This window comes from Mycobacterium sp. NGS35, from assembly GCF_059812855.1.
Genome location: NZ_JCALDL010000010.1, coordinates 136,654 through 149,830 on the forward strand (window position 1 = coordinate 136,654; position 13,177 = coordinate 149,830).

Sequence of the window (13,177 nt, forward strand, 5' to 3'; positions counted from 1 at the left end):
GCACGAGGCCCGATGGTATGCGACGTTCCTAATGCCGCATCGGCGCCGGGCTCCACAGTCCGCTGCGTGTTGCGGAACCGAGATCAAGCCGGGCCGGCGTGGCGTCGGGGTAGTACAGCGTGAGCCGCTGCAGCGACCCCCAGTCGCGCGACCAGTCGTTGTTCAGATAGGTCGCCACGGTGGTCGCCCGCAGCAGCAGCTCGGTGATGCCCAGCGGGCCGCCGCCGAGGTTGTCCATCACCGGCGAGTTCGCCTCCGCGCCGAACCGGTCCGGCAGAATCCGCCACTTCGGGACTTCGGTGACGCCGACGTTGTGGCCGAACGGCCGCTGGCACGGGAACGCCAGCCCCACCAGCCAGTCGAGCAGTACCGGATCCTGCGAGCCGACCACCTGCTGCAGCGTGCGCAGGTGCGCGATCCGGGGCGGAGTCAGCGCGATCCAGTGCTGGGGTGCCAGGTCGTCGTCGGTGGCGGTGAGCCGAATCTGGGTGGCGCTACGCGGGATTGCCGACATCGGCAGCCGCAGGTTGCGCCATGCCGGCGGCGAGCCGACGTCGGCGAAGCCGGCGCTGCCGGCCACCTTGCCGTCGTCACCCGCCCACTGCACCTGCACCTCGCGGGAGTCGAAGCGGCCCGCCGCCGACACCACCAGAAGTGGCCCCGCCTGGTCGCGCGGTGGCAGCCGGTACCAGGCCGATCGCAGCGTCGCGGGCGACTGGATGCCGGACTGGTAGCTGCCCAGCACCGGGGTGCGGGCGGGGTCGAGGTAGAACGGCAGCTGCGCGCGCGAGCCGTTGATTCCGGTGACGGCGGTGGTGCCGCCCTCGGTGCCGGCCTGGCCGTTGGCAGTGCCGGTGGTCGTGTCGACGAACGCGCCCGCGCCGGGCTGCTGCATGACCGGGTCGGCGGACACGTTCGACGGGACGCCGTTGGGCGTGAAGCCTCTGGAGTTCTCGGCGCCGAGCCCGTCGGCGACGGGCACGCCGGTGGGCGTCAGCATGCCCGCGTTCGGATCCTGTTCCACCATCACGTCGTTGGCCAGCCCGCAGGTCTTGCCGAACAGGGCTTCGATGTTGGACCGCCCGACCGTCCACGCCGGGTACTGGCCGATCATTGCCGCGGTCAGCGAGAACACCTCGAACGCCACCAGCAGCCAGGTCGCAATTGCCAACGGAGACTGGATGATTCGGCTCAGCCGCGGCCAGCGGCCGTCGGGCTGCGCGATGTCGTGACTCGAGAAGTGAAACCATGCAGCCACCAGCAGCACCACGACGGTGACCGCCAGCAGCAGTGTGGTGAAACCGAATCCGGCCTCGGGGAACGCATTCGACCACGGCACACCGAAATTGGAGACGTACCAGTAGCCGTTGACGCTCGCGAACGACAGCGCGGTCACGAACAGCACCAGCGCGGCGAAGACCGCCCGGTTGCGCCGCGACTTCATCACCGCAGCTGTCACCGCGACGGCAGCCAGCGCTCCCAGCGAGCCGGCCAGCCCGGCGAACACCCCGAAGTGGTGCGTCCACTTGGTGGGCGTGAACATCATCGCGATGAACGAGATCACCGTGATGCCGATGATCCGCATGCTCGGTCCGGCGGCGGTGCCCGGGATGCGGCCCTTGCGCAATGCCATCGCGATGGCCACGGCGAGCGCGACCAACAGCGCGAGCACAGCGAATCGGCGCGCGATCGACCCGTCGGGTGTGGCCATGAACAGCCGCTCGTAGCGGATGTGCTCGTCGAACCAGGACAGGCTCGGCCCGACCGCAGACTTCAGCGCGTTGGCCTGCACTTCACCCATGAATGTCTGGTCGCGGAAGATGAGGATCACCGTCACGGTGCACGCCGCGACGATCGGCGCCAGCAGCGCGGTGTAGCCGAAGCGGGCCGAACGGCGGTGCAGGATAGTGCGCAGCGGCCCGATGGCCACCAGCAGCGCGCCGATCGACGCGATGCCCGTGGGCCCGGAGAACAGCGTCAGCGCGCCGATGACGCAGGCCACCGCCAGTGGAAGCAGCCGGTTGGTGGCCACCGCCCGCTCCACCGAGCACCAGGTCAGCAGGATGCCCAGCGCGATGATCGGCTCGGGCCGCAGCCCGTTGTTCAGCGGCAGCCAGAACGCCAGGAACATGCCGGCCGCGGTCCACGCCGCCGCCCGGTAGATCTTGACCGCGTGGCCCAGGCGGGGGATCACTTCGCGGCTGATCAGCCACCAGCACGTCAGCGCCATCAGCAGCGTGGGCAGCCGCACCCAGACGCTGGCCGTCGAGACGTGCGACCACAGCGCCAGCAGGTCGTAGTACCAGCCGAACGGCGCCTCCGGCGTGCCGAACCAGCGGTAGTAGTTCGCCATGTAGCCGGCGTTCTCCGACACCCGCGCCATCGTCAGGATGTAGCCGTCGTCGGCGGTGTTGGCGCCGACGAAGTGCCACCACACCAGCACCGCGGCCACCACGCCGTCCAACGGGGTCAGCGACCACCACCGCGACGGCAGGAAGCGGCGGTGGCGCATGCCGTCCGAGGTGTCCAACACGTGCAGCGCGATCAGCGACGCCGCGGTCAACAGGACACCGAGGATCATCGCCAGCAGCTTGACCAGGGTCGGGGCGCTGCTGTAGCGGGTGTCGATCGTCGCGGAGAAACTCAGCCCCGGCGGCGCCGGTCCGGACAGGTCGGTGAACACGCCGACGATCTGCGGGCGGAAGTCGTAGCCGGTGCGCTCGCCTCGCAGGGGGGCGCCGGGGTCGTCGCTGTCGGGGCCGTTGACCAGGCCGACGAACTCGCCGATGACCTTGTCGGCGTGGGCGGTGAACGTCAGCTTCTGGCAGGCCGGGCTGAGCACCTGGCTCAGCGGCGCGGTGACGACGGGCGTGTTGCGGACGATCAGCAGCAGGTTTTCGCCGACCCGCTGGATCAGCAGTCCGCGGTCGACGGCCTTCGGCGCTTGCTTGGGCACCGTGGACAGCAGCACGGTTTTCGTCGGGTCCGTGAGCCCGGCGGCCGCCCGGCAGGGCACCGTGATGTCGAGGTCGGTCGCGACGTAGGAGATCAGCGGCGCGGTCACCGACGAGAAGACGCCGTTCTGCGGCCAGTTCAGCTGCGCGGTGGTCTGCTTGACCGGCAGTAGCGGAGTGGCCAGCGCCAGCAGGGCGCCCAGCAGGCCGGCGACAATGGCAACGGTGCGGGCGGTTCGGTAGTCACCCGCGCCGCCTGCCACGGGGGTAGATGCTAATCCGCGATTTCGGCGCGCAACACGACGGTCACCGCACGTAAGCGCGCCGAAATCACCATCTGCGGATCGCCAGCACGAAGGGGCCGATCGTCGTCACCTCGAAACGAGGGTCTTTGAACAGCGCGGCGTCCAGCGCCACCTGGTAGCGCTTGACATTGGGTTGGTTCGGGTAGACGTCGGCGGCCAGCCGCAGCGTGTAGGTCTCGTCGGCGCCGTGGCGCATCAAGAACACGGTGGGCGGCTTCCACGGCAGCGCGTCCAGCGCGGCGACGAACTGCTCAGCGGTCTTGAGGTCGGCCCAGCTTTCGATCGCGGCGGCCCGTTTGTCGAACTGCGCCAACGGGTTTGCGTAGTGCGACGTCAATCCCTGGAATCCCCAGTACGGGTAGAACGACAGGAAGCTGTAGTCGGCGGTCAGCACGACCACCTCGTCGCGCGGCTTGCCGGTCACCTCCCGGATCTTCGCGTCGATCTGGGGGTAGTAGGTCGCGGCACCGGGCGGCCGGCGGTCGGCGCGGTGACCGTCGCCGTCGGTGTCGGTATAGGCGACGACGAGGTCAGGCTCGAGCACGTTGGGAATGTCCTGGCTGAAACCCAGCGCCCCGACGGCGCCCAGCACACCGGCGGCCGCCACCACCCGGCGGCCGGTGGGCGGTTGGTACCGGCGGGCCAGCGCGAGCGCGCCCTCGACAAACCCGAATGCGCCGGCCGCGGCCAGCAGCACGGCCAGCGTCGGCTGCAGACGGAAGGACAGCAGCGTGGTGCGCAGCAGTGTCGTCAGCATCGACAGCAGCGACCACGCGTACACGGAGAGCACCCCGATCCCCAGCGCCGCCGCCCGCGTCGACGACCCCGCGCGCACCGCCAGCCAGATCGTGCCGATCAGGCACAGCCCGCCCAGCAGCGTGAACTGCAGCATCGGGAACGACAGCTGCGCGCCGTCGGCGGGCAGATAGTGCTGCGCGGTTCCAGAGCCCGCCGGTGAGCCGCCGATCGCCGCCAGCAGGTAGGGCAGCCAGCCGATCAGCGCGATCGCCCCGGCGATCACCGCGACCACCGCCACCCTCAGCAACGGATCCCAGCGCCGGCGGGTGGCGGCCACCGCGGCCATGATCGCGATGGTGAACGCGGTGTAGGCCACCAGCAGCGTGTAGAACAGCGCCGCGACACCGAGGAACGCGCCGACGCCCACGACCGCTGCCCAACCGCCGTTGCGCTCGCCGCCCCGCAGCCCCGACCATGCCAGCACCAGGACCGGCGGCAGCAGCACGGTGATGATCGCGGCGTACGGCTCGGCGGGCGAGTACGCCAGCGTCACCGCCGCGGTAGCCGCCGATACGACCAGCGCCACCTCGAAGCGAATCAACGCAGACCACAACACGAATGCGACGACGATCGCGATCGTGATCGACGTGACGGCCCACGGCTTGAACATCTCCCAGGCCGGCGTCCCGGTGAACGCGGCGGCCCGGCCGCCGAGCCAGAACCACCCCGGCGGGTAGTAGGGCGGCAGCCCGAAGTACGTCATGTCGCGCAGCGCCGCGGTGTCGGTGAGCCGCGTCAGGTATTCGGTGCGGAACTGCTGGTCGACGGAGATGCCGAACAGATACAGCTTGGTGGCGCCGAGCGGCATCCCCAGCGTCACCACGCTGAACGCGGCCAAAGACACCAGCGCCGCGCCGTGGGCGATCAGCCGCCGACCCCGCCGCCACAACCATCCGGCCACCAAAACGCCTGTCAGGCAAGCGAATTGACCGACTGTGGTCAGCGCGTGCAGCTGGTTCGACGAGTTGTAGGCCGGCCACTCGACCTGGGCGATCGCCGTCAGCGCGACCGCGGCCACCACGACAGCGACCGCGGCCGCGATCAGCATCCGGCCGAGAGTGCCGAGCGCTGTGCGCATCTAGATGGGCAGTTTCCGGAAGATCGGCCGGGGAATGTGGCGCAGCACCATCATCACGTAGCGGAACGCCGGCGGCGCCCACACTAGTTCCTTGCCCTTGGCTGCGGCCCGCACCGCCAGCTCGGCGACCTCTTCCTTGTCGACGGTCAGCGGCGCTTCCTTGATGTGCGCGCTCATCCGCGTGCGCACTTGACCCGGACGGATCACCAGGACGCGAACTCCGTACTCGCGCAATGCCTCCCCGAGGCCGAGGTAGAAGCCGTCGAGGCCGGCTTTCGTCGAGCCGTACACGAAGTTGGACCGGCGGACCCGCTCGGCGGCGACCGTGCTCATCGCGATGATCTGCCCGAAGCCCTGCGCGCGCATCTTCTCGCCCAGCAGCACACCCACCGACACCGCCGCCGTGTAGTTGACTTCGGCGATCTGCACGGCCTTGCGCTGGTTCTGCCACAACTCCTCGGCGTCGCCGAGCAATCCGAAGGCGACGATCGCCACGTCGACGTCACCCTTGGCCCACGCCTGCTCGATCACCTTCGGGTGGCTGGCGGTGTCCATCGCGTCGAAGTCGATGACCTCGACCTCGCGGGCGCCCGCGGCCTTCATCTGCGCGACGGCGCCGTCGCGGCCCGGGTCGTCGGGCAGGCAGGCCAGGATTATTCGCGCGGCCGCCGTGCGCAGGTAGCGCTCACAGATCGCCAGCCCGATCTCCGACGTGCCGCCCAACAGCAAGATGGTCTGCGGATCACCCACGGCGTCAAGCATTTACAGCAGCTCCAAGCGTCGAGCCATGTCGGATGCGAACACTCCGTGCGGATCGGCCTTGCGGCGCAGCGCAATCCACTCGTCGATCCGCGGATACATGGCGTGGAAGGTCTCGGCGGTGGTGCGCGAATCCTTGGCCGTGTAGACGCGACCGCCGAATTCGAGCACCCGCTGGTCGAGCTCGTCGAGCAGCTCACCGACCCCGGGCTTGATCGGAAAGTCGACGCACACGTTCCAACCGGCCATCGGAAAGCTCAGCGGCGCTTGGTTTCCGGGGCCGAACAGCTTGAACACGTTGAGAAACGAATAGTGTCCGGACGACTGGATCCGGTACAGGATGCTCTTGAACTCTTCCACCGCCTGCGTCGGCACCACGAACTGGTACTGAGCGAAGCCGGCTTTCCCGTACGCACGGTTCCACTCGCCGAACATGTCCAGCGGGTGATAGAACTGCGTCAAGTTCTGGATCTTGCCGCGGTAGGTGCCGGACTTGCGGTACCACAGCTCGCCGATGGGCACGAACGTGTACTTGTTCGCCAAGCCGTTCGGGAAGATGTCGGGAAACGTCAGTAGTTGCGGCGCATCGAATTTGAGCGGGTCGCGTTGCAGCTTGCCAGGCAGCTGCTCCATCCGGGCCAGCGAGCCCCGCGACACCGCGGCCCGGCCCAGCTTCGGGGGTGGGCTGATCGCGTCGAACCACGCGCTGGAGTACGTGTAGTTGGCTTCGCTGCCGTCGCTGTGCAGGGCGATGGTCTCGTCCAGGCCGGCGGTCACGTCGCCGTCGGCGATGAAATACGCCGTCTCCGTCGGCGTCATCTCGATCGTCGCGCGCAGGATGATGCCGGTCAACCCGTTGCCGCCTACGGTCGCCCAGAAAAGTTCCGACTCCGGGGTGAGCCGTTGCACGTCGCCGTCGGCGGTCAGCAGGTCCAGCGAGCGGACGTGGTTGCCGAAGCTGCCGGCGCTGTGGTGGTTCTTGCCGTGGATGTCGCAGGCGATCGCGCCGCCGACCGTGACTTGGCGCGTGCCCGGCAGCACCGGCACCCACAGCCCGAACGGCAGCGCGGCCCGCATCAGCTGGTCGAGGTTCACGCCTGCGTCCACGTCGACCAGCCGGGTGTCGGCGCTGATCGAATGGATCCGGTTCAGCGCGGTCATGTCGATCACCAGGCCGCCGCCGTTCTGTGCGTTGTCGCCGTAGCTGCGGCCCAGCCCGCGGGCGATCACACCGCGCGGGCCGGCCTGCGCCACCGCCTTGGCGATCTCCTCAGGATCCGGCGTGGACAGCACCTGCGCGACCGTCGGCGCGGTGCGGCCCCACCCGGTCAGCCGCTTCGTGGTCAACATCGCCGGTCAGCCTACCGCCGGGCGCTCCCGCCGAGCGCTCAGCGCATCCGGAAGATCACCGCGCGCTGCACGATGAAGTTGATGACCGTTGCGGTGCCCTGCGCGATCACGTAGCCGACGGGCACCGCCCAGGTGCGGTAGTCGAACAGCTCGAGGCACAGGTGGTTGAGCCCCACCTGGACGACGAAGGTGAGCCCGTACAGCACCATCACCGCCACGAAGCGGGCCGTGCTCGGTGGCGCCTGGAACGTCCAGCGCCGGTTGATGAGATAGGCGGTGATGGTGCCCGCGATGAAACCGATCGCCTTCGACAGATCGGGCTGCATCCCGAACCCCTTGTACAGCAGCACGTAAAGACCGAAGTCGACGATCCCGGAGAACCCGCCGGTGATGACGAAACGCAGCACCTGCGTCTTCAGCGGAAGCGTCGACGGCATCAAGGGCTCGGCCACTCGGGCAGCTTAGACGGCTGTCCGACGTATCGTGCACGTGTGCATGCTGGCGATATCGCCGAAGACTTCCCGGTGGTGGGCATCGATTCGCCGGCTCTGGACGCCGCCCAGATGCTGGCACAGCATCGGCTGCCCGGGGTCGTCGTCACCGACCCCTCCGGGCGCCCGTACGCGGTGCTGCCGGCATCGCAAGTGGTGCGATTCGTCGTGCCGAAGTACGTCCAGGACGACCCGTCGCTGGCCGGGGTTCTCGACGAGTCGATGTCCGACCGATGCGCTGAGCGGCTGGCCGGCAAGAAGGTTCGCGACGTGCTGCCCGAACATCTGCTCGATGTGCCGTCGGCCGACGCCGGAGACACCCTGATCGAAGTCGCCGCAGTGATGGCGCGGCACCGCAGCCCGTTACTGGCCGTCGTGAAGGACGGCGAATTGCACGGCGTGATCACCGCATCGCGTCTGCTCGCTGCTGCGCTGGGCTGCTGAACACCCGATTGATAGGGTTTGCCCTGGTGTGCCGGGAAGCCTGGTCGGCGTCTGTCACTCATGGCCAGGAGCAACCCGATGACTGTCGTCGCGATCACGGTGTTCGTGATCGCTTACGCGCTGATCGCCAGCGATCGCGTCAACAAGGCGGTCGTGGCGTTGACGGGCGCGGCGATCGTGGCCGCGTTGGGCGTGGTGCGATCCGACGACGTGTTCTTCTCCCGCCAGACCGGCGTCGACTGGGACGTCATCTTCTTGCTGGTGGGCATGATGGTGATCGTCTCGGTGCTGCGCCAGACCGGCGTGTTCGAATACATCGCGATCTGGGCGACCAAGCGCGCCAAGGGATCTCCGCTGCGCGTCATGATCCTGCTGGTGCTCGCCACCGCATTCGCCTCGGCGCTGTTGGACAACGTGACGACTGTGCTGCTGGTTGCGCCGGTCACGCTGCTCGTGTGCGACCGGCTCGACGTGCCCGCGGGGCCGTTCTTGATGGCCGAGGTGTTCGCGTCCAACATCGGCGGTGCAGCCACCCTCGTCGGCGACCCGCCGAACATCATCATCGCCAGCCGGGCTGGCTTGTCGTTCAACGACTTTCTCGTTCACATGGCGCCCGTGGTGCTGGTCGTGCTGCTCGTGTTCGTCGCCATGTTGCCGTGGCTGTTTCGGGGTTCGTTCGACATCGACCCGGCGCGGGTGGCCGACGTGATGTCACTGCAACAACGCGAAGCGATCCGCGATCCCGCACTGCTGGTCAAGTGCGTGGTGGTGCTGGCGGCGGTGTTCGCGGCGTTCATAGCGCATTCCGCGCTGCACATCGCCCCGTCGATCGTCGCGCTGCTGGGCGCCGGCGTTCTGGTCCTGATCACCCGGTTGGACAAATCCGACTACACCTCGGCCCTCGAGTGGGAGACTCTGCTGTTCTTCGCAGGCCTGTTCATCATGGTCGGCGCGCTGGTGAAGACCGGCGTCGTGGACCAGTTGGCGCGCTGGGCCACGCACGCAACCGGTGGCAACGCTTTGGTGACCGCGATGCTGATTCTCGTTGTGTCGGCGCCGGTTTCGGGAGTCGTCGACAACATTCCTTATGTCGCGACGATGACGCCGATCGTGGCTGAGCTGGCATCTGCCATGGCCGGAGACACGCACCAGAACGCGCTGTGGTGGTCGCTGGCGCTGGGTGCCGACTTCGGCGGCAACCTCACCGCCATCGGAGCGAGCGCCAACGTCGTCATGCTGGGCATCGCCCGGCGCTCCGACAGCCCGATCTCGTTCTGGGAGTTCACCCGCAAGGGCATCGCCGTCACTGCGATGTCGATTTCGATTGCCGCGCTGTATCTTTGGCTGCGTTACTTCGTGCTGACATGACGGCCGCCGACATCCTCTTCGACGGCGACGTGGTCACGAAACTGCACCGGCCCGGCACGGATCCGCACGCGTTGGCGCTACGGCTGCAGATCGCCGCTCGCCTGGACTGCCTGCTGTCACCGCTCACCATCGAGCCCGAGCGGGCGGGCGCCCGCTGGCGCACCCGATGGCCGCGTGTCACCACCGTCGCGGCCGATCCGGCGCAAGCGCCCTGGGCCGACGCTGCACGGCTGCTGGCTCGGCTGCACTCAGCGAGGCTGCGCGGGCCGGAACGTCGGCTGCGGCACGGCGGGACACTCCGGTTGCGTCGGGCACTGGACGCACTGCCCGACACGGCGGCTGCCGCCGCGATCCACCGCGCCGCCGCAGGCCTGCCGGACAGCATCTGGCATCCAGCGGTCAAGACACTCGTGCACGGCGATTGGCACCTTGGCCAGCTAGGACGGCGTAACGCCACGTGGTTGCTGATCGACGTCGACGACCTGGGCGTCGGTGACCCAGCCTGGGACGTGGCCCGGCCCGCCGGGTTCTGGGCCGCCGGGCTGCTGCCCGACGCAGCTTGGCCCGGGTTCCTCGACGCTTACCGGCAGGCCGGGGGTCCGGCGCTGCCCTCGGCACTCGCTGACCCGTGGCCGGTGCTGGATCCGTTCGCCCGAGCAGTAGTGATCATGGCTGCCGCCCAGCTCACAGACGACGAGGCCGGCGCGCTGCTGCTCGAAGCGTGCGCCCGGATGATTCGCTGACGGCCGGCGCCGTGTCCTAGCTGGAGAAGAACAACCGGCCGAAACCGCCCTTGCGGTAGCGATGACCGCCGCGGTAGCCCCAATCAGGCCCGTAGCCATAGGACTGCTGTACGGGAGGCGGGGGAGGCGGTGCCGCCGCGAAGCGGTTCTCCAGCTGCGTCAGCGCCTCGAGCTCACCGAAATCCAGGAAGATGCCGCGGCAGGTGTCGCACTGCTCCAGGTGAATCCCTTTGCGCTCATAAGTCCGCATGGTGCCTTGGCACTTCGGGCAGCGCATGTCGTCGGGCTGGGCGGACGGCGGTTGATACGGCGGAACACTCATGTCTGCTCAACGCTCGGGGACGCGGGGAAGATCCCGGCCTCACACCCAGTACGGCACCCGGCTGCGGTACTGCTTCATCGCCAGCACCGCCAGCACCCAACCGATCGCGGTCAGCGCCAACACCACCAGCCAGTGCCGCACCTGCTGGTCGCCGCCGAGCAGCGGCGTCCGCACGATGTCGAGATAGTGGTACAGCGGATTCAGCTCGACCACCCACCGCCACTGGCCGGCGCCCTGCGCTTGCAGCGTCTGGTCGGTCCAGATGATCGGCGTGAGGAAAAACAGCAGCTGCACGATGCTGTTCAGCAGCGGCCCGATGTCGCGGAACCGCGTGCCCAGGATCCCGAACACCAGACACACCCAAATGCAATTCAGCGCAATGATTCCCAGTGCCGGGATCACCGACAGGTCTGTCCACTTCCACGGCTTCGGATAGATCACCGCGATGATCACGTAGATCACGATGTTGTGGGCGAACAGCAGCGCCTGACGCCACACCAGCCGGTAGACGTGCACGCTCAACGACGTCGGCAACTGCTTGATCAACCCCTCGTTGGCGATGAACACCTCGGCGCCTTCGAGGATCGACGCGCTGATCAGGCCCCAGACGATCAGCCCCAGCGTCACGTACGGCAGATGCTCGGCCAGTTCCAGGCCGAACAACTTCGAATACAGCACGCCCATCGCCACGGCGCTGGTGCCGGTGGCGATCGTGATCCAGATCGGACCCAACACCGAGCGGCGGTAGCGCTGCTTGATGTCCTGCCACCCCAGGTGCAGCCACAACTGCCGATGAGCGAAGCCGTCGGCCAGGTCGGCGAACGCGCGCCGGAACGTCTTGGAGTCGGCAGCGTCGTCGGTGATCGTCACGGCGCCTCCTGCGGTCGGCCGAACTTCTCGGAACGCCCCAACCGGCGCAGCCGCAACCACTCGGCCAGCCCGCGCGGGTCGCGCCGGGACACCAGGAAAAACCAGGCGAACCGCAGCCACTCCTGCGGCAGTAGCCGGCGCAGCCCGGGCTGCCACAGCAGATAGCCGCGGTTGCGGTACGTGAAGAACCGCTTGCGCGGATCGTCGGGGTACTGGGTGTGCATGCGGCCACCGAGGATCGGCTTGAACTCCTCGGCGCCGTTGGGGTGCAGATACACCGCGTCCAGGCAGGTGCCGAACGGCAGACCGCTGCGCACCAGCCGCCGGTGGATCTCCACCTCGTCGCCGCGCATGAAAAAGCGCAGGTCTGGGACGCCCACCACCTCCAACGTGGATGCGCGGAACAGCGCGCCGTTGAACAGCGACACGATGCCGGGTAAGAGGTCGTTGCTGCCGTCGCGCAGCTCGCTCACGTGCCGGCGCCACACCAGCCCACGCCGCAGGGGGAACGCCATCCGCGACGGGTCGTCGATGTCGCACACCATCGGCGACACCTCGGCCAGCTGGTGCTTCTGCGCGCAGGCCATCAGCGTGGCCAGCACGTCGGGGCTCTGTGGCCGGCCGTCGTCGTCGGCGCACCAGATCCACTCCGCGCCGAGCGCCAACGCGTGCAGCATGCCCAGCGCGAACCCCCCTGCGCCACCGAGGTTTCGGCGTGATCGCAGATATGTCGACGGGATGGGCTGGCCGGCGACGAGGTCCCGCACGCGCTGGTCGCTGCCATCGGAGAAGTCATTGTCGACGACCACGAGATGGTCCGGACGACGGCTCTGCTGCGCCAGTGCGTCCAGCGACTTCGCCAACTCGTCGGGACGCCGGTGGGTGACGACGACGGCGCAGACGTCGGTCATTCGGTCTCGGCCAAGATCTCGCGCACGTGCCGCGCGGCATCTTCGCCCTCGTACGCGCGTACCACTTCTTCGATGCCGCCCATCATCTTGATCGAGCCATGGTCGATCCAGATCGCGGTCTTGCACAGCCGGGCCAAGAATTCGGTCGAGTGGCTGGCGAACACCAGGATTCCGGAGCGCTCGACGAGGCTCTGCAGCCGCACTTGCGCCTTCTTCAAGAACTCGGCGTCCACGGCGCCGATGCCCTCGTCCAGCAGCAGAATCTCCGGGTCGATGCTGGTCACCACGCCCATTGCCAGGCGCACTCGCATGCCGGTCGAGTAAGTGCGCAGCGGCATCGACAGGTATTCGCCCAACTCGGTGAACTCGGCGATCTCGTCGACTTTCGACTGCATCTTCTTGCGGGTCTCCCCGAGAAACAGCCCGCGGATGATGATGTTCTCGTAGCCGGAGATCTCGGGGTCCATCCCGACTCCGAGGTCGAAAACCGGTGCGACACGGCCCTTTACGACGGCCTTGCCGCGGGTGGGTTCGTAGATGCCGGACAGCAGCCGCAGCAGCGTCGACTTGCCCGCGCCGTTGTGGCCCACCAGGCCGACGCGGTCACCGGTGTTCAGCGACAGGGTGATGTCGCGCAGCGCCTCGACCACCACCACATTGGACGTATTGCGCCCGATCGTGCCGCCGGCCTTACCCAGGAACGTCTTCTTCAGCGACCGCGACTTGGCGTCGAAGATCGGAAATTCGACCCAGGCCCCATCGGTGCGGATGCTGACGTCGTGCG

12 protein-coding genes are annotated in these 13,177 nt (G+C 68.0%); 3 read left to right on the top strand and 9 right to left on the bottom strand.

Annotated elements, in window-relative coordinates; translation table 11 throughout:
* Positions 1 to 28: 28 nt before the first annotated feature.
* The 5 genes from AC5Y4C_RS16600 to AC5Y4C_RS16620 all read right to left on the bottom strand — a co-directional run bounded on the left by AC5Y4C_RS16600 (position 29) and on the right by AC5Y4C_RS16620 (position 7,648).
* A complete protein-coding gene (locus tag AC5Y4C_RS16600) occupies positions 29 to 3,217 on the bottom strand; it encodes an arabinosyltransferase domain-containing protein (RefSeq protein ID WP_499964785.1) in 3,189 nt (1,062 codons plus the stop codon).
* A gap of 67 nt (positions 3,218 to 3,284) precedes the next feature.
* The gene (locus AC5Y4C_RS16605; RefSeq protein WP_499964783.1) at positions 3,285 to 5,135 is read right to left on the bottom strand and encodes a galactan 5-O-arabinofuranosyltransferase; all 1,851 of its coding nucleotides are present in this window, start codon (positions 5,133 to 5,135) and stop codon (positions 3,285 to 3,287) included.
* Entirely contained in the window at positions 5,136 to 5,897 is a 762-nt protein-coding gene (gene dprE2 / locus AC5Y4C_RS16610) for a decaprenylphospho-beta-D-erythro-pentofuranosid-2-ulose 2-reductase (protein ID WP_499964781.1), read from the bottom strand.
* Positions 5,898 to 7,244: a decaprenylphosphoryl-beta-D-ribose oxidase gene (gene dprE1 / locus AC5Y4C_RS16615; RefSeq protein ID WP_499964779.1), complete on the bottom strand. Its 1,347-nt coding sequence runs from the start codon at positions 7,242 to 7,244 to the stop codon at positions 5,898 to 5,900.
* A gap of 38 nt (positions 7,245 to 7,282) precedes the next feature.
* Positions 7,283 to 7,648: a GtrA family protein gene (locus tag AC5Y4C_RS16620; RefSeq protein WP_499911048.1), complete on the bottom strand. Its 366-nt coding sequence runs from the start codon at positions 7,646 to 7,648 to the stop codon at positions 7,283 to 7,285.
* An 87-nt stretch (positions 7,649 to 7,735) separates the two neighbouring features.
* Between AC5Y4C_RS16620 and AC5Y4C_RS16625 the strand changes: the two genes are divergently transcribed.
* The 3 genes from AC5Y4C_RS16625 (at position 7,736) to AC5Y4C_RS16635 (ending at position 10,290) form a co-directional block, all read left to right on the top strand.
* The gene (locus AC5Y4C_RS16625; RefSeq protein ID WP_499910859.1) at positions 7,736 to 8,179 is read left to right on the top strand and encodes a CBS domain-containing protein; all 444 of its coding nucleotides are present in this window, start codon (positions 7,736 to 7,738) and stop codon (positions 8,177 to 8,179) included.
* 78 nt (positions 8,180 to 8,257) lie between these two features.
* On the top strand, positions 8,258 to 9,547 hold the full coding sequence (locus tag AC5Y4C_RS16630; RefSeq protein ID WP_499910855.1) for an ArsB/NhaD family transporter: 1,290 nt from the start codon (positions 8,258 to 8,260) through the stop codon (positions 9,545 to 9,547).
* Positions 9,544 to 10,290: a phosphotransferase gene (locus tag AC5Y4C_RS16635; RefSeq protein ID WP_499910853.1), complete on the top strand. Its 747-nt coding sequence runs from the start codon at positions 9,544 to 9,546 to the stop codon at positions 10,288 to 10,290. Before AC5Y4C_RS16630 ends, AC5Y4C_RS16635 begins: the two co-directional genes overlap by 4 nt.
* A 16-nt stretch (positions 10,291 to 10,306) precedes the next feature.
* Here AC5Y4C_RS16635 and AC5Y4C_RS16640 read toward each other — a convergent pair whose 3' ends face one another.
* From AC5Y4C_RS16640 to wzt, 4 genes are read right to left on the bottom strand one after another with little or no spacing between them, the layout of a single operon-like run.
* A complete protein-coding gene (locus tag AC5Y4C_RS16640; RefSeq protein WP_499910851.1) occupies positions 10,307 to 10,612 on the bottom strand; it encodes a TFIIB-type zinc ribbon-containing protein in 306 nt (101 codons plus the stop codon).
* 39 nt (positions 10,613 to 10,651) lie between these two features.
* Complete coding sequence (gene wzm / locus AC5Y4C_RS16645; protein ID WP_499910849.1) at positions 10,652 to 11,482, bottom strand: galactan export ABC transporter permease subunit Wzm/RfbD; 831 nt, start codon at positions 11,480 to 11,482, stop codon at positions 10,652 to 10,654.
* Positions 11,479 to 12,393, bottom strand: a complete 915-nt coding sequence (gene glfT1 / locus AC5Y4C_RS16650; protein ID WP_499910847.1) for a galactofuranosyltransferase GlfT1 — start codon at positions 12,391 to 12,393, stop codon at positions 11,479 to 11,481. Before glfT1 ends, wzm begins: the two co-directional genes overlap by 4 nt.
* Positions 12,390 to 13,163, bottom strand: coding sequence for a galactan export ABC transporter ATP-binding subunit Wzt/RfbE (gene wzt / locus AC5Y4C_RS16655; RefSeq protein ID WP_499911045.1), 774 nt, complete (start codon positions 13,161 to 13,163; stop codon positions 12,390 to 12,392). Before wzt ends, glfT1 begins: the two co-directional genes overlap by 4 nt.
* Positions 13,164 to 13,177: the final 14 nt, after the last annotated feature.

Bases quoted from the DNA above. Each gene is read 5' to 3' on its own strand.
- AC5Y4C_RS16605 (WP_499964783.1), bottom strand. From the start codon at position 5,135: ATGCGCACAGCGCTCGGCACTCTCGGCCGGATGCTGATCGCGGCCGCG.
- dprE2 (WP_499964781.1), bottom strand. From the start codon at position 5,897: ATGCTTGACGCCGTGGGTGATCCGCAGACCATCTTGCTGTTGGGCGGC.
- dprE1 (WP_499964779.1), bottom strand. From the start codon at position 7,244: ATGTTGACCACGAAGCGGCTGACCGGGTGGGGCCGCACCGCGCCGACG.
- AC5Y4C_RS16630 (WP_499910855.1), top strand. From the start codon at position 8,258: ATGACTGTCGTCGCGATCACGGTGTTCGTGATCGCTTACGCGCTGATC.
- AC5Y4C_RS16635 (WP_499910853.1), top strand. From the start codon at position 9,544: ATGACGGCCGCCGACATCCTCTTCGACGGCGACGTGGTCACGAAACTG.
- AC5Y4C_RS16640 (WP_499910851.1), bottom strand. From the start codon at position 10,612: ATGAGTGTTCCGCCGTATCAACCGCCGTCCGCCCAGCCCGACGACATG.
- glfT1 (WP_499910847.1), bottom strand. From the start codon at position 12,393: ATGACCGACGTCTGCGCCGTCGTCGTCACCCACCGGCGTCCCGACGAG.